The following is a 15,909-nucleotide window of genomic DNA, read 5'->3' as shown; positions in this document are numbered from 1 at the left end:
CATAAAAACTACTCAAGGGACCGCAAGATGAACATGAAATATTCGATGATGGCGCTGTGCTGTATGGTGTCGGCAACGGCGTATGCGCAGTCCAGCGTGACTGTGTACGGCTCGATCGACGCCGGCCTGCGGTATCAGACCAACGTCAACGCCGCCGGCGACGGCCTGCTGTCGATGGGCACGGGGAACTATTACTCCAACCGCCTGGGCTTTCGCGGCGTGGAAGACCTGGGCGGCGGGCTGAAGGCGCGCTTCCAGCTTGAAAGCGGTTTTTCCAGCAAGACCGGCGCGCTGGACAACACCAACAACGTGCTGTTCAACCGTACCGCGGCGGTCGGCGTGAGCGGCGCCTGGGGCGGCATCGACGTGGGCCGCCAATACACGATCGGCTTCAAGACCGAGAAGTTCCTCGACCCGTTCGACCATCACTACACCGGCATCGTGCCGCTGTCGTCCGGCGCCGGCACCACCTTGCCGGCAGCGGCGAGCGCCGCGGGGCTGGGCGCATCCTCGTCTTCCGGTACGCGATTCAACAACGACGTCCAGTACGCCGGCACCTTCGGTCCGGTCACGGCGCGCGCCGAGTATGCGCTGGGCGAGATCGCGGGCGACGCCAGCAAGGGGTCGGCACGGGCGGTGGGCGCGAGCTACACCGGCTCGACGCTGCTGCTGGCCGGCGCTTACACGCACAAGGAGACGGTGGCTGGCTTCACCAACACGGCGTTCGTCGCCGGCGGCGGATTCAAGCTGCAGGCGGCGACGGTCAAGGTGGCGCAGTCGCGCGAGCGCCAGTCGAGCGCAACGGTGGGCGAGTATCGCAACAAGACCAGCTGGGCCGGCGTGAGCTACGCGTTCTCGCCGGCAGTGGAAGCCACGCTGGCCGCCTACCGCTCGAATTTCGACAGCCTGGCCAGCACCGGCAAGCGCGATTTGCTGCTGCTGGGCGCCACCTACACCTTCACCAAGCGCACCAACCTGTACGCCGAAGTGGACCTGAACCGGTATGAAGGCGCCCTGGTGCCTGCCACCAGGCAGACCCGCCAGCGCGGCATTTCGGCCGGCATCAACCACCTGTTCTAAGGAGCCGACGCGATGAACATAAGAAATCAAAAGGACTTCTGGGCCGGCTTCATGTTCGTCGCGTTCGGCGCGGGCTTTGCCGTATATGGCGCCCGCTACGCGTTCGGCACGGCGGAGCGCATGGGCCCTGGTTATTTCCCCACCGTGCTCGGCCTGCTGCTGGTGGCGATCGGCGTTGTGGTCGCCGTGGGCGGCCTGGTTGGGAAGGGTGAAGTCGAACAGATCGGAAAATTCGCCTGGCCCACGCTATTGCTGATCATCGGCCCGGTCGCGCTGTTCGGGCTGCTGCTCGAACGCCTGGGCCTGGTGGCCTGCCTGCTGATGCTGGTCGGCATTTCCAGCTATGCGAGCCATGAGTTCGGCTGGAAGGCGACGGTCGGCAATGCGCTCGCGCTGATCGCGCTGTCGCTGCTGGTGTTCGTGTACTTGCTGAAGCTGCAATTTCCACTGTGGCCGGCTGCGCTCGGCATATAAGGAAACATACAATGGACGGCTTTCTCTCTCACCTGTCGATCGGATTTTCAGCGGTGCTGGCGCTGGAACCGATGACATTGTTCGGCATCACCGCCAACATCCCCGTCAACCTGGTCTACTGCCTGCTCGGCGCCATCATCGGCACGCTGATCGGCGTGCTGCCGGGCCTCGGTCCGACGGCGACCATCGCCATGCTGCTGCCGGCGACCTACGCATTGCCGCCGTTGGGCGGACTGATCATGCTCGCCGGCATTTACTACGGGGCGCAATATGGCGGCTCGACCACAGCGATCCTGGTCAACCTGCCCGGCGAGACCTCGTCGGTGGTGACCTGCATCGACGGCTATCAGATGGCGCGGCGGGGGCGGGCCGGGGTGGCGCTGACCACTGCCGCGCTCGGATCTTTCTTCGCCGGTTGCGTCGGTATCCTGCTGCTGGCCGCGTTCGCGGTGCCGCTGGCGAAGGTCGCGTTCCAGTTCGGCCCTGCGGAATACTTTTCGTTGATCGTGCTCGGCATGATCGGCGCGGTGGTGCTCGCGTCCGGATCGCTGATCAAGGCGATCGGCATGATCTGCATCGGACTGCTGGGCGGGATCATCGGCACCGACGTCAACTCCGGCGTGGCGCGCTTCACCTTCGACATCGCCGAATTGTCCGACGGCATCGGTTTCGTCGCGGTGGCGATGGGCGTGTTCGGCTTCGCCGAGGTCATCGCCAACCTCGAGCAGAAGGAGCATCGCGAGGTTTTCACCAACAAGGTCACCAGCATGTTTCCGACCAGGGAGGACTTCAGGCGCATGGTCGCGCCGGTGCTGCGCGGCACGATGCTGGGATCGGCGCTCGGCATCCTGCCGGGCGGCGGGGCGGCGCTGGCCTCGTTCGGCGCCTACTCGCTGGAAAAGAAGGTGAGCAGGAACAGCGCCGAGTTCGGCAAGGGCGCCATCGAAGGCGTGGCGGGTCCGGAGTCGGCCAACAATGCCGCGGCGCAGACCTCGTTCATTCCCTTGCTCACGCTGGGCATTCCGCCCAACCCGGTGATGGCGCTGATGATTGGCGCGATGACCATGCACAACATCCAGCCTGGACCGCAAGTGATGACCAACAATCCGACGCTGTTCTGGGGCCTGATCGTGTCCATGTGGTTCGGCAACCTGATGCTGGTGGTGCTGAACCTGCCGCTGATCGGCATCTGGGTCAAGCTGCTGAAAGTACCGTATCGCTTCCTGTACCCGGCAATCCTGGTGTTTTGCTGCATTGGCGTCTACACGGTCAACAATAGCGCGTTCGACGTCCTTCTGACCGCCGGCTTCGGTGTGCTCGGATATGTCTTCAACAAGCTGGGATGCGAAGGCGCGCCTTTGTTGCTCGGCTTCGTGCTGGGGCCCATGCTGGAGGAGAACTTCCGCCGCTCGCTGCTGCTGTCGCACGGGGACTTCTCGGTATTCTTCAGCCGCCCGCTGTCGCTGGCCCTGCTCGTTGCGACAGCCGTGCTTGTCGTGATCGTGGCGATGCCGTCGGTCAAGAAGAAGCGCGTCGAGGCGTTCCAGGAGGAATAGGGTGAAGGGTCTGACGGGGACGCCAAGTCCCGCGGGTCAGACCCAGGTGGGAAAGTTATTCGGCAGGAGGCACGTAGCCGACAGCCGCGTCGGCGCCTTCGCCGAAGAAGTGCTTCTCCATCTGCGCCGCCAGGTATTTGCGGGCGCGCAGGTCGGCCAGGTTCAGGCGGTTCTCGTTGACCAGCATGGTCTGGTGCTTGAGCCACGCGGCCCACGCCTCTTTCGACACCTGCTCGTAAATTTTCTTGCCCAGTTCACCCGGGTACGGCGGGAAGTCGAGCCCTTCGGCGTCTTTATTCAGTTTGATGCAATGGACGGTGCGGGCCATGAGTGCTCCTAATGCGGTATGGGGTAAAGCCGAGATTATAAAGGCTTAATCAGGACCTGTGATTTGCGCTGCCAGTTGTACATGTGCTGGCGATCCTTCGGCAGGTCCTCGACCGTGGCCGGCACGAAGCCGCGCTTCTGGAACCAGTGCGAGGTGCGTGTGGTCAGCACGAACAGCTTGTTGAAGCCAGCGGCGCGCGCGCGATTTTCCATGTGGCGCAAAATGCGTTCGCCGTCGCCCTGGGTCTGCACCTCGGGATTGACGGTCAGGCAGGCCATCTCCGCCATCTTCGACGCCGGGAACGGGTACAGCGCGGCGCAGCCGAAGATGACGCCATCGTGCTCGATGACCGAGAAGTTGTCGATTTCGCGTTCGATCAGCTCGCGGCCGCGCTTGACCAGCGTGCCGTCGGCTTCGAGCGGCTCGATCAGCTTGATGATGCCGCCGACGTCGTCGATGTTGGCCTTGCGCAGACTCTCGAGGTTCTCGTGACTGATCATGGTGCCTACGCCGTCGTGGGTGAACAGCTCGAGCAGGGCCGAGCCGTCCATCGCGAACGAGACGATGTGGGCGCGTTCGACGCCGTTGTTGCAGGCCTTGATCGCCTGCTGCAGGTAGTATGACGCGTCGGACGGCAGGAAGCCCGCCTGCAGCACCGCTTCGGCCTGGTGCGACGACAGTTCGCGGATTTCGACGCCGCCCTGGTCGAGCATCATCGGCGTCTCGCTGATGAAGATCAGCTTGTCGGCCTGCAGGGCGATGGCGGCGGTGACGGCGACGTCTTCCATCGTCAGGTTGAACACTTCGCCGGTCGGCGAAAAGCCGAGCGGGGAGAGCAGCACGATGCTGTCGGTGGCCAGGATCGGGTGAATCGTCTCGGCGGCCACCTTGCGCACCACGCCAGTCAGCTCGAGGTCGACGCCGTCGATCACGCCAAGCGGGCGCGCGGTGACGAAATTGCCGGAGATAATACGGATCGCGGCGTTCGACATCGGCGTATTCGGCAAGCCCTGGCTGAACGCGGCCTCGATGTCGAGGCGCAGTTCGCCGGCGGCTTCCTTGGCGCATTCCAGCGCGGCGGTGTCGGTGATGCGGATGCCGTTGTGGAAGCGGCCTTCGACGTTACGCAGCGCGAGCTGTTCGGCCACCTGCGGACGCGAGCCGTGGACGATGACGACGCGGATGCCGAGGGCGACCAGCAGCGACAGGTCCTGGGCCAGCACGGTGAGCGCGCCGGCGGTCACGAGTTCACCAGGGAAGGCGACCACGAAGGTCTTGCCACGGAAAGCGTGGATGTAGGGCGCGACGGAGCGCAGCCACTGGACGAATTGGTTAGAAGTTTCCATTTGCCGCATTATAATTCGCTGCGCGACTTGCGCGCTAAATACGTGTAAAAACAATGTCAGAACAGAGTAACAAGCCTGCAGATGCCGCTTCGGCCGCCAATGTCCATCGTGCGCCGCGGTCAAAGGCGGGGTCAGGTCCGGCGGACCTGACCCCATCGAAGCAGGCGCAGTCGCGTCAAGGACAGCCGCGCCAGCCAGCAAAGGCGGGGTCAGGTCCGCGGGACCAGACCCCTTCTCAGCGCGCGCCTCGGCCGCCGCGCCAGGCGGCCGTGCGCACGCCGCTGCCGCCGATTACCTTCCCGGAAGACCTGCCGGTCTCCGGCCGCCGCGCTGAAATCGCCAAGGCGATCGCCGAGAACCAGGTCATCATCGTCTCCGGCGAAACCGGCTCCGGCAAGACCACCCAGCTGCCGAAAATCTGCCTGGAGCTCGGACGCGGCGAAAAAGGCCTGATCGGCCATACCCAGCCGCGCCGTATCGCCGCGTCGTCGACCGCCAAGCGGATCGGCGTCGAACTCGGCTCGCCGCAGGGCGTCCACGTCGGCTACAAGGTGCGTTTCAACGACACCTTGCAGCCTGGCGCGTGGATCAAGCTGATGACCGACGGTATCCTGCTGGCCGAAACCCAGACCGATCCGCTGCTCAAGGCCTACGACACGATCATCATCGACGAGGCGCACGAACGCAGCCTGAACATCGATTTCCTGCTCGGCTACCTGAAACAGCTGCTGCCGCGCCGGCCCGACCTGAAGATCATCATCACGTCGGCGACCATCGACGCCGAGCGCTTCGCGCGCCATTTCGGCACGCCGGAAAAGCCGGCGCCCGTGATCGAAGTGTCCGGCCGCCTGTACCAGGTCGAGGTGCGCTACCGCCCGGTCGAACGCGATCAGGTCCTGACCGGCGCCCCGGACAGCGGCAAGCCGCTGCCGAAAGCGCAGGCCGCGCGCGAAAAGCGCGACCTGATGGATGGGGTGGTCGACGCGGTCGACGAACTGTGCCGGCTCGGCTCGGGCGACGTGCTGGTGTTCCTGCCCGGCGAGCGCGAGATCCGCGACTGCGCCGAGGCGCTGCGCAAGCACCATCCGCCGCACGTCGAGATCCTGCCGCTGTTCGCCCGCCTGTCGGTCGAGGAGCAGGAGCGCGTCTTCAAGATCGGCAACGCGCGCCGCATCGTCCTGGCGACCAACGTGGCCGAGACTTCGCTGACCGTGCCGGGCATCCGCTACGTGGTCGACGCGGGCCTGGCGCGCGTGAAGCGCTACAGCTTCCGCAACAAGGTCGAGCAGCTGCAGGTCGAGCCGATCGCGCAGTCGGCGGCCAACCAGCGCGCCGGCCGTTGCGGCCGCGTCGCCGACGGCGTCTGCATCCGCCTGTACGAAGAACAGGATTTCCTGCAGCGCCCGAAGTTCACCGAGCCGGAGATTCTGCGTTCGTCGCTGGCGGCGGTCATCCTGCGCATGAAGTCTCTGCACCTGACCGACGTCGAGACTTTCCCGTTCATCGAGCCGCCGCAAGGCCGCGCGATCGCCGACGGCTACCAGCTGCTGCAGGAGGTCGGCGCGGTCGACGAATACAATCAACTGACCCCGCTCGGCAACAAGCTGGCGCGGTTGCCGCTCGATCCGCGCGTGGGCCGCATGATCCTGGCCGCGCTGGACAACGCCTGCCTGACCGAGATGCTGATCATCGCGTCGGCGCTGTCGGTGCAGGATCCGCGCGACCGGCCAATGGAGCACCAGCAGGCCGCCGACGAAGCGCACAAGAAGTTCGCCGACGAGAAGTCGGAGTTCCTGACCTACCTGAAAATCTGGCGCTGGTTCGAGCAGGCGATCGAACACAAGAAAACCAATCGCCAGCTGATGGAAACCTGCCGCGCCAATTTCCTGTCGCAGGTGCGCCTGCGCGAGTGGCGCGACGTGCATTCGCAGCTGCTCACCATCGTCAAGGAGCAGGGCTGGCGCCTCAACGAGCTGCCGGCCACCTACGAAAACCTGCACACCGCGCTGCTCACCGGCCTGCTGGGGAACATCGGCTTCAAGAGCGAGGACGAGCCGGGCGCCGGCTACCTCGGCGCGCGCGGCATCAAGTTCCACATCTGGCCTGGATCGTCGCTGCTCAAGAAGCCGGGCAAGTGGGTGATGGCGGCCGAACTGGTCGAGACCACGCGCCTGTACGCGCGCACGATCGCCACCATTCAGCCGGAGTGGGTCGAGCGCGTCGGCGCCCACCTGCTGAAGAAATCGTGGGGCGAGCCTCGCTGGGAGAAGCGCGCCGCGCAAGTGACCGCATCCGAACGCGCGACCCTGTACGGGCTGGTGGTGTACAGCCAGCGCCGCATCAACTACGGCCAGTTCAATCCCGAGGAGGCGCGCTCGATCTTCATCCAGGAAGCGCTGGTGGGCGGCGATTACGACACGCGCGCGCCATTCTTCGCGCACAACCACAAGCTGGTGAAGGAGATCGAAAACCTCGAGCACAAGTCGCGCCGGCTCGACGTGCTGGTCGACGATCACCTGATCGCCGCCTTCTACGACAAGCTGATCCCGGCCGACGTGGTCAATGGCGCCGGCTTCGAGAAGTGGCACAAGGACGTCACGCGCGACAATCCGAAGCTGCTGTTCCTGAACCGCGAGGAGCTGATGCGGCACGAGGCGGCCGGCGTGACCACCGAGCTGTTCCCGAAAACGCTGACCGTCACCGGCATCGAGATGGCGCTGACCTATCACTTCGAACCGGGCAGCGTGCGCGACGGCGTGACGATGTCGGTGCCGCTGTTTGCGCTGAACCAGCTGCCGCGCGAGCGCTGCGAGTGGCTGGTGCCGGGCATGCTGAAGGAGAAGGTGCATCTGCTGCTGAAATCCCTGCCGCAGAAGCTGCGCCGCCATTGCGTGCCGCTGCCCGATTATGCGGCGCGCTTTTGCGAGCGCATGCAGGATGCCGGCAAGTTCGGCCGCGGCGACCTGATCGACGCGATCATCGCCGACATCCGCGCGCAGACCAGCATCGCCGTGATGACTACCGACTTCAAGGTCGAGACGCTGCCGGCGCACCACTTCATGAACTTCAAGGTGATCGACGAGCACGGGCGCCAGCTCGAAATGGGCCGCAACCTGGCCACCTTGCAGGCCGAATTCGGCGGGCAGGCGCGCCAGAGCTTCCAGAAGCTGGCCGAGGCGACCGCGGTGGTGGCGCCGGCGGCCGCCGCGGCTCCCGTCAAAGGGAAGGCGCCAGCCGAAGCGCCGAAGGCAACCGGCGCGCACACCAACATCACGGCGTGGACCTTCGGCGAGCTGCCCGAGCTGCTGGAAATCGTGCAGGGCAAGCTGACCCTGATCGGCTTCCCGGCGCTGGTCGACAAGGGGACACACTGCGACCTGGAGGTATTCGACGATCCGACGGTGGCTGCGCGCACGCATCGCATCGGCCTGCGCCGCCTGTTCGCGCTGCAGTTCAAGGAGCAGCTCAAGTTCATCGAGAAGAATATCCCGGGCATGCAGCAGATGGGCATGCAGTTCATGGCGATGGGATCGCAGGAAGAGCTGCGCGACCAGATCATCGCCAAGGCGATCGACATCGCCTGCCTGCAGGATCCGCTGCCGACCGACGCGGCGTCGTTCAACAAGCGCCGGGACGAGGGCAAGTCGCGGCTTGGCTTGCTGGTCAACGAGATTGCGCGGCTGGTGTCGCTGGTGCTGACCGAGTTCCATGGCCTGCCGAAGAAACTGCAGGGTGTACAGGCGCAGGCCGCGGCCGACATGCAGGAACAGTTGCGCGCCCTGGTGCACAAGCGGTTCGTCACCGACACCGAGTTCGCGCAGCTGTCGCACTTTCCGCGCTACCTGAAGGCGATCAATGTGCGGCTCGAAAAGCTGCGCGGCGATCCGGCGCGCGACGCCAGGCTGATGGCGGAGTGGAGCGGGGCGGCCAGCCAGTTCCTGCGGATTTCAAAGACCATGGCGGGCAAGAACACCGATCCGCGCATGACCGATTTCCGCTGGATGCTGGAGGAGCTGCGGGTGTCGCTGTTTGCGCAGGAGCTGCGCACGCCGATGCCGGTGTCTGCCAAGCGGCTGCAGAAGGTGTGGGAGTCGATGCAGCGCTAAAGAATGGGGTCAGGTCCGCCGGACCCGACCCCGGGTTTGTCGCTGCGGCGGAAATACCCGCGCGGCGATTCTAGCCTCGGTGTCAAATTCGGGGGCAGGTCCGCAGGACCAGACCCCTCGGCCTGCATCTGTCAGTGGTCGCTGCGCGTCTCGCCGATTGCCGGCCCGGAGCTGGCGCCAGCCCCGCGCACCGCGCCTCCCACCATGCCGTCGACCGGCACGCCGGTGCCCGGCAGATCGGTGCCGTAGAAGCTGTGGACCTGCTTCATCCACTCCAAGTCGGTCATGTCGGGCCACGAATGCGCGTTGAATCCCGGCGCCGACTTCAGCTTGTCCTTGTCGACGTCGAGCACGAAGCATTTGTTGACGGTGTCGAGCCGCATCGCCTGCCACGGCACGGCGAACAGTTTCTCGCCCAGCCCGAAGAAGCCGCCGAACGCCAGCACCGCATACGCCACCTGCCCGGTGCGCATGTCGAGCATGATTTCCTTGATGTCGCCGAGACTCAGTCCCTGGTTGTTGATCACGCTCTCGCCGATCAACGTGTCCGCACCCATCAGCGCGGGGCCCGGCCCCTTGCCGCTGGCGTGCTTGTAGATCCCTAATCTGTCGCGGTCCAGAAAGCCCATGATTCGTCCCTCCTGTTATGAAATCCCAGCCTAGGGAGCGCAACCCCCCACGTCCTTGATCTATCTCAAACGTGCGAAGGTCGCATCAATCCGTTGTGTTCATGCCCTTATGCGCGCCAACGCACAGAGCGAAAATTGCGCACTGGATAGTCTGGTAAAAAAACACGGAGGCACCTTAAATGATGTTTGTGAACGCACGCTGCAACAACGCCGGCCCGCTGGGCAAATCCATCCGCACCCGCTCGCTCGCGGCGTTCCTGTTGGCGCGCCTTCCCGTTCCCCTCACCAGGCTCCGATGGTAAAAACAAGTAATCCGTGGCTGCGCGGCTTGCTGCGCGCCGGCAAAAAGCAGCAGCGTTCGGTTGTCCGCGCCATCGGCAGCCTGCTCGCGCCGCCCAAGCCAACGCCCAAACGCAAGCCGAAGGTTCGCCCGGTCGGCGTTGCCGCCACGGTCACACCGCTCAAGCCGCGCGCCACCCGCAGCAGGCCTGCCGCCGTCAAGCCGGTCGCGGCCGCTCCCGCCGCCGGCAAGTGGCTCGCGTCCTATCTGTCGGGGATGTCCGACCGCGGCACCCTGCGCCGCATGAACTACTGGCTCTACGTTCCAGATAAAACACCGGCCGACAACGGCTTGCCGCTGATCGTCATGCTGCATGGCTGCGACCAGACCGCGACCCTGTTCGCCGAAGGCACGCGCATGAACCAGCTGGCCGAGGCGGCCGGCTACGCGGTGCTGTATCCGCAGCAGTCCGTCGGTACCCATCCGCACCGCTGCTGGAAATGGTACGACCGCGCCACGCAGCAAGGCGCCGGCGACGTGCCGCTGATCGTCGGCATCGTCAACAAGGTGATGGCCGGCTATCCGATCGACCGCTCGCGCATTTATATTTGCGGCATTTCGGCCGGCGCCGGCATGGCCAACATCGTCGCGCTGAATCATCCGGAGATGTTCGCCGGGCTTGGCGTGCATTCGGGACCGAGTTTCGGCGCCGGCCACAGCACCATCGGCGCGCTGGCGGTGATGCAGCATGGCGGCGGGGCGAGGGTCGACGGGGCGATCGAGGAAGTGCTGGACAAGCGCGCCGCATTCTCGCCGCTGCCGACGATCCTGATCCAGGGCGAGGACGACCATGTGGTGCGGCCGATCAACCAGGTCCAACTGGCGCGCCAGGCGATGCTGGTCAACCGCCTGCCGGCCGACAGCCCGGAACAGGTGAAGGTCAAGCTGGGCACCAGGCGCGGCCACGGCTATCACCTGCGCGATGTGTACCGCGGGCGCAAGGTGATGCTGCGGGTGGCGCGCATCGCCGAACTGAAACATGCGTGGAGCGGCGGCGACGAGCGCCTGTCGTACAACTCGGGACGGGGCCCGGATGCGAGCAGGATGATGCTCGACTTCTTTTCAAGGCACCGGCGGGTGCTGTGATGTCGCCGTCACCAGCGCCTGGGCGAACGCTTCGACGTCGTCCAGGCCGCGCTTGACGATCGTCACCAGCGCCGGCAGCGGCGCGGCCTGGTAGTCCCACTCCGCGCGGCAGAATTCGCCGACGCGCTGGAGGTCGTGGGCCAGCGCTTCGGTGATCCAGCCTTTCTCGCGCAGCAGCAGGAACACATGGCGCTCGTCCTCCGGCTCGCCCAGCCGATACGTGCCGATCACGTAGTCGCCCATTTCCACCGCCGCCTCCCACGCGCGCAGCACGTTGAGCGTGGCCGCGTCGCGCCGGGTGATGTCGTCGAGGAAGGTGGTGGGATCCTTTTCGTATTCCTCGCGCGCCCGCCGCAGGCAGTGTTCGATCATCGCCGTCTTGCTCGCAAGTACCTGGTCGCTCATGATTGCCTCCACGGGTTTGGACGCGCTACATCAGGAAAAGTGCCGCCGCGACGATGGTCGGCGCGAGGGCGCCGAGGAACAGGCCGGCCGCGCCGATCGATTCATCGTTGAAGCCGCGCCGCAGCAGCGACACACCGGCCGGATTCGGCGCGTTCGCGATCACGGTCAGTCCGCCGCCGGCGACGGCCCCAGCCACAAGCATATACCTGTCGTGCGCGGACAGGCCGGAAATCAGCGAGCCCAGGTAGGTGAGGGCGGCGTTGTCGGTGACGGCGGTCAGGCCGAGCGCGCCGAAGAACAGCGCGGTCGGGCCCAGCTGCGAGACCAGCGGCTGCAGCCACCATTGCTGCATGCCGCCCAGCACCACCAGGCCGGCCAGGAAGAAGCCGACCAGCAGGCCTTCTTTCAGGATCAGCGGATCCTGGTGGCGCGGGTAGGCCTGGGTGAAGCCGAGGAACAGCAGGAACAGGCCGAGGAACATCACCGGGTGGTGGGCCAGCAGCACGACCGCGGCGAGGAAGGCAAGATGAATCAGCGCGACGCCGGGAGGAATCCGCGGCATCTCGCTTGCGGGAGCTGCGGCGAGGTGGCGGCGCAGCAGGAAGGTCATGCCGGTCGCGTTGATGATGACTGCCAGCGCGGCTTTCCAGCCGAAGGTCGCGGCCATGAAGGCGCTGTCCCAGCCCCAGGCGCCGGCCACCATCAGCACCGGCGGCGCGGCGTAGGCGGTCAAGGTGCCGCCGATCGAGACGTTGACGAACAGGACGCCGAGGGCGCCGTATTTTAGCCGCTCGGGTACGCCGGCGCGGAACACCAGCGGCGCCAGCATCAGTGCGGCGATCGTCATCGCGGCCGGCTCGGTGACCAGCGAGCCGGCCAGCGGCACCAGCGCGAGTCCGAACCAGGTGTGCGCCACTTCTTCACGTACCGGCAGCAGCCGCGCCAGCCACGCGAGCAAGCCGCGCACGCTGGCCAGCACCGGGCGCGAGGCGGCGATCACCATCACCACGAACACGAACAGCGGCTCGGCGTACTGGCGCGATTCGGCATAGTCGATCGCCGCCCGGCCGCCGGACAGCACGGCCATCGTGACGATCAGGATGCACGCCCAGAAGCCGAACACCACCTCGACCTCCCCGAGCAGGTGCAGCAGGCCGGCGTGGCGCGGGTGGCGCTGGGCCAGCCGCTCGAACGCCTTGGCGGCGAAGGTGTGGATCAGGGCACAGCCGAACAGAATCGCGCCGGCAAGTTCGACTGTGTGCATCGCTTCCTTATCCGGCCTTCGGCGCGGGCGCGCCAGCCTGCAGAGCCTTCAGCCGATCGACCGCATTCGTGTTCTTCGGATCGAGTTCCAGCGAACGCTGATAATTCTTGATCGCCAGCGGCTTGTCGTTATCCTGCTGATAGGCTTCGGCCAGCGAGTCGAAGGCATTCGCGCTTTTGGGATCGACAATAGTGGCGAGTTTGAAGATCTCGATCGACTCCTTGACCTTGTCCGCCCTCAGCAACTGGTAGCCCCAGTTGACCAGAATCGGTTCGCCCAGTTTGAATTCGGGTTCCTTCTTTTGCATCTCGGCGTAAACTTCCGAGGCGTGGCCGAACCCGCGCTGGCCCAGGGCGGCGACGAAAGTGTCGAGCGTCGGCGGCAGGCCGCGCGAGGCGCGCCTGTCGACCATCAGCATATGTGCCGGCACGCCGTTCCTGGCGGGCGCGTTGGCCAGAAAGGCGCGGCCGGCCGAATCGTTCTTCAAATAGGCGTTGAGGAACTGGGCGACGTAGCGCGACATCCAGCTCATTGCCAGCGACGATTCTTCGCGTGTGTATTCGTCCGTGCCGTGGCCGCCGTCCGGCGCGAAGCGCTGAAACTCCGAGCTGAAGTTCGCGTGCTCCATGGGATTCATCGTCAGCTTGTAGAAGTCGGCGTATTTGATGTCATTTAACAGGTTGCTGGACATATCGAACTTGCGGGCGGCATGTTCTTCCATCGACCGCGGGCGCGCCGCGACGTACATGAACGGCGCCGTCAGCCGCTCGGGCGAGACATACTTGGCCGAGCGCACCAGTTCGGGGAAATAGCGCACCGAGCCGTCCAGGCTCACCAGTGCCGAAATGCGGTTGTCCCTGGCGGCGGCCAACACGTTCGCTAGGCCGCCCCAGCTGAAACCGATGACGCCGACATGCGCCGCATCGGCCTGGGGCAGCGTTTGCGCGTAACCGACCAGGAATTCGATATCGCCGGCCTGGGCTTCCACACCCTCGAGGTCTGTTGTCATTGAGCGGCCATGCGGCCCGATCGCCGCCGTCGAGATCACCACATAGCCCTGGCTTGCAAGGTATTCGCATAGGTCGACGTTTTCATGCGCCGACGCATTGAAACTCGGCGCATAGATCACGACCGGAAATTTCCCCGCTGCCGGCCGGGCATCGCGCACCGCCCACATCGGCCGGCTTTCTTCGCGCCGGATCGCGTCGGGTTTCAACGCGCTCCAGGTGTTGGCGATTCTGGTCGAGGTAATCTTGTCGATTTCTGCTGCCGGACGATTGAAGTTTTCTTCGGTGGCGATGAGGCGCAGGTAGTCGATGTAATGCAACGGCGCGCCGCCTTTCGCTGCCGGGTACCAGATCAGCGTTTGCAACGGCCGCGCGCGTTCGCCCGAACTGGGCTTGCCGCTCAGCATATCGATCTTCGCTTTATAGGTACGCGAGTAATCGTACTGCTGCACGATGCGCAAGCCGACCCCATGCTGGCCGGGCTCATTCGAAAACACGAAACCCGATGCGGCCTGCGCGACGGACATGGCACTCAATAACAGGCCGAATATTATCTTGTACATATATGCATCTCCATGATTATTAATTATTCTTTCGCAACCATGGCAGATAATACATGCGTTTTTTGCGTTAGAGCATTATTTCCTTAGCCGGCTTATCGAACAGCCTTGTCCAGCTCGAACGCGTTGGTCAGGTCGCCCTGCTGGGAGCGCACGCCAGGCAACGGTTCGAGCTTGAAGCGGTGCGTCAGGAACTGCAGGATCGACGTGGTGTCATACGGCGTGTGGTCGACGAAGCCCTTCTTGGCGTACGGCGAGATGATGATCGCGGGGATACGCGAGCCCGGGCCCCAGCGGTCGCCCTTCGGCGGCGCCACGTGGTCCCAGAAGCCGCCGTTTTCGTCGTAGGTGATGATGATCGCCATGTGCTTCCATTGCGATGAGGCCTTCAGTTTGGCCACGATGTCGGCCAGGTGGATGTCGCCTTCCATCACGTTGGCGCCGCCCGGATGCTCGTTCAGCTTGCCGGACGGCTTGTAGAAGCTGACCTGCGGCAGCTTGCCTGCCTTGATGTCGGCCATCAGGTCCTCGCCGTCCTTCAAATGTTCGGCGCGATCCTTCGTGCCCGGCGCGAAGCGCAGGAAGTAGTTGAACGGCTGGTGGTGAGGCTGGAAGTCGACCTCGCCGCCGTAGATCTGCTTGCGGTCGTTCAGCGCGGCGTAGTAGCCCCCGGCATACCACTTCCAGCTCACGCGCTTGTCCGACAGCGTGTCGCCGATGGTCTTCAGGGTTTGCGGCGGCAGCGGGTCGTCGGCCGGATCGGCCAGGCGCGGATCGTCCTTGGCCGGCTTGGCCTGGCTCGGCTGATAGCTCGGCTGCACGGTGTTGATGGTGTAGCCGTCCGGGCTGATCACGCCGTCCTGGAACTTCGGCCCGCCGGTCATCGCGCTGGCCGGCGAATCGTCCTTGAGCATCAGGCGGCCGTTGGCGTCGAGTTTCGCGCGCATCTTGTCGGGCGCGTTCGGGAAATTCGGCGTGCAGGCGCAGGCCAGCCACATGTGGTTGATGTAGGAGCCGCCGAACGCGCCCATGAAGAAGTTATCGGCCAGCACGTACTCGCGCGCCAGGCGCCACAGCGGCAGCGACGAGCCGTCGTAGTGGCCCATGGTCAGCGCGCCGGCGTCGGACCAGGCGACGAACATGTCGTTCCTGCCGCCGTTGATCTGCATCTGGTTCTGGTAGAAGCGGTGGGTCAGGTCGCGCGTCTTGGCCGACAGCGGCAGGTTGATCGGCGGCGCGTCGATCTGGAACGGCGCGTTCGGCATCGCGGTTGGATATTGGGGATCGGGCACGCTGGTCTTTTGCCACACCGGCGGCAGGGTGGGCAGCACGGTGCCGTCGCGGTCGCGCTGGACTGTGCCGTTTTCCGCGGTGGCGTTGCCGATGCCGTTGGCGCCGGGGAAGCGGCCGTACAGGTTGTCGAAGCTGCGGTTTTCGCCGTACAGCACGATCACGGTCTGGATTTGCTCGAGGCCCTTCAGTGGCCTGGGCGCCTTCTTGGTGGCGGCGTGGGCGGGCAGGGTGGCGAGCGCGGCGAGCGCGAACAGTGCGGAGCAGGCGATTTTCATTGTTAAGCCGTCAAAAGTGGACGCCTATTATAGGGGCAATAGCGGGGGCTGGTCCTGCGGACCTGGCCCCATTTTGGACGGACGATCCAGGCTCTGCGCGCACGATATCAGATAGACCTTGCCAAACCCCGGCCCAAATAGTACTGTGTATTCATACAGT

At 64.9% G+C, this 15,909-nt stretch carries 13 protein-coding genes; 6 read left to right on the top strand and 7 right to left on the bottom strand.

Features of this window, described 5'->3' with window-relative positions; all coding sequences use genetic code 11:
- Window positions 1-27 precede the first annotated feature (27 nt).
- From AC1D02_RS07450 to AC1D02_RS07440, 3 genes are read left to right on the top strand one after another with little or no spacing between them, the layout of a single operon-like run.
- Complete coding sequence (locus AC1D02_RS07450) at window positions 28-1,080, top strand: porin (protein WP_477315265.1); 1,053 nt, start codon at window positions 28-30, stop codon at window positions 1,078-1,080.
- Between the two features lie 12 nt (window positions 1,081-1,092).
- Entirely contained in the window at window positions 1,093-1,554 is a 462-nt protein-coding gene (locus tag AC1D02_RS07445) for a tripartite tricarboxylate transporter TctB family protein (protein WP_477315263.1), read from the top strand.
- Between the two features lie 11 nt (window positions 1,555-1,565).
- Window positions 1,566-3,110 (top strand): tripartite tricarboxylate transporter permease, encoded by a 1,545-nt coding sequence (locus tag AC1D02_RS07440; RefSeq protein WP_477315261.1) that lies wholly within the window; start codon window positions 1,566-1,568, stop codon window positions 3,108-3,110.
- A gap of 55 nt (window positions 3,111-3,165) precedes the next feature.
- Here the strand turns inward: AC1D02_RS07440 and AC1D02_RS07435 are convergent, their stop codons facing one another.
- On the bottom strand, window positions 3,166-3,438 hold the full coding sequence (locus AC1D02_RS07435; protein ID WP_477315259.1) for an oxidative damage protection protein: 273 nt from the start codon (window positions 3,436-3,438) through the stop codon (window positions 3,166-3,168).
- 35 nt (window positions 3,439-3,473) lie between these two features.
- Entirely contained in the window at window positions 3,474-4,784 is a 1,311-nt protein-coding gene (argA, locus tag AC1D02_RS07430; protein WP_477315257.1) for an amino-acid N-acetyltransferase, read from the bottom strand.
- Window positions 4,785-4,837: 53 nt separating this feature from the next.
- Here argA and hrpA point away from each other — a divergent pair, with 53 nt between their 5' ends.
- Window positions 4,838-8,890, top strand: coding sequence for an ATP-dependent RNA helicase HrpA (gene hrpA / locus AC1D02_RS07425; protein WP_477315255.1), 4,053 nt, complete (start codon window positions 4,838-4,840; stop codon window positions 8,888-8,890).
- A 131-nt stretch (window positions 8,891-9,021) separates the two neighbouring features.
- On the opposite strand, the gene AC1D02_RS07420 is transcribed toward hrpA, so the two are convergent.
- On the bottom strand, window positions 9,022-9,519 hold the full coding sequence (locus tag AC1D02_RS07420; RefSeq protein ID WP_477315253.1) for a PRC-barrel domain-containing protein: 498 nt from the start codon (window positions 9,517-9,519) through the stop codon (window positions 9,022-9,024).
- A gap of 179 nt (window positions 9,520-9,698) precedes the next feature.
- Between AC1D02_RS07420 and AC1D02_RS07415 the strand changes: the two genes are divergently transcribed.
- The gene (locus AC1D02_RS07415) at window positions 9,699-9,821 is read left to right on the top strand and encodes a hypothetical protein (RefSeq protein WP_477315251.1); all 123 of its coding nucleotides are present in this window, start codon (window positions 9,699-9,701) and stop codon (window positions 9,819-9,821) included.
- Complete coding sequence (locus AC1D02_RS07410) at window positions 9,815-10,945, top strand: extracellular catalytic domain type 1 short-chain-length polyhydroxyalkanoate depolymerase (protein WP_477315249.1); 1,131 nt, start codon at window positions 9,815-9,817, stop codon at window positions 10,943-10,945. The genes AC1D02_RS07415 and AC1D02_RS07410 overlap by 7 nt, the downstream gene beginning before the upstream one ends.
- Here AC1D02_RS07410 and hepT read toward each other — a convergent pair.
- The 4 genes from hepT to acpA all read right to left on the bottom strand — a co-directional run bounded on the left by hepT (window position 10,922) and on the right by acpA (window position 15,749).
- Entirely contained in the window at window positions 10,922-11,350 is a 429-nt protein-coding gene (gene hepT, locus AC1D02_RS07405) for a type VII toxin-antitoxin system HepT family RNase toxin (RefSeq protein WP_477315247.1), read from the bottom strand. The genes AC1D02_RS07410 and hepT overlap by 24 nt on opposite strands.
- 25 nt (window positions 11,351-11,375) lie before the next feature.
- Window positions 11,376-12,614, bottom strand: a complete 1,239-nt coding sequence (locus tag AC1D02_RS07400) for a putative Na+/H+ antiporter (protein ID WP_477315245.1) — start codon at window positions 12,612-12,614, stop codon at window positions 11,376-11,378.
- Between the two features lie 7 nt (window positions 12,615-12,621).
- Window positions 12,622-14,148 carry a dienelactone hydrolase family protein gene (locus tag AC1D02_RS07395; RefSeq protein ID WP_477315243.1) on the bottom strand — a complete coding sequence of 509 codons (1,527 nt, stop codon included), beginning with the start codon at window positions 14,146-14,148 and terminating at the stop codon, window positions 12,622-12,624.
- Window positions 14,149-14,276: 128 nt separating this feature from the next.
- Window positions 14,277-15,749 carry an acid phosphatase gene (gene acpA, locus AC1D02_RS07390; protein WP_477315241.1) on the bottom strand — a complete coding sequence of 491 codons (1,473 nt, stop codon included), beginning with the start codon at window positions 15,747-15,749 and terminating at the stop codon, window positions 14,277-14,279.
- Between the last annotated feature and the right edge of the window lie 160 nt (window positions 15,750-15,909).

The sequence above is a fragment of the Massilia sp. P1_C10 genome, from assembly GCF_056406475.1.
Note: the sequence above shows the minus strand (reverse complement) of the source record. Positions and strands in the feature narration are given on the sequence as shown.